Annotated in this window: 1 protein-coding gene; it reads left to right on the forward strand. The window is 55.7% G+C overall.

Annotation, left to right across the window (positions count from 1 at the left end; all coding sequences use genetic code 11):
• A partial coding sequence (locus tag F0Q45_RS28895) for a hypothetical protein (protein ID WP_223163973.1) occupies nt 1–237 on the forward strand: 237 nt, incomplete at both ends.

The following is a 237-nucleotide window of genomic DNA, read 5'->3' on the forward strand; positions in this document are numbered from 1 at the left end:
GCGCTTCGCCGCACTGATCACGCGGAATTAGATCGTCGGCTTGAGCATCCCGCGTTCCCGGTGTTCTTCTTCTGCGGCTTCAGCTTTGCCGCACTGGTCGCGATAGATTCAATTCCGACGGCCGGCACCACATCGAGTCACGCTAGCGTAATCACCATGGCAGGATCTATTACGCTCACGCTTGCGGTAATTGGCTTTGTCGCGCGTGACCACCTTATTCGACGAGCATTTACGATT

Origin of the sequence: Mycobacterium simiae (assembly GCF_008370645.1) — a bacterium.
In the GTDB taxonomy this organism is placed as follows: Bacteria; Actinomycetota; Actinomycetes; order Mycobacteriales; family Mycobacteriaceae; genus Mycobacterium; species Mycobacterium simiae_A.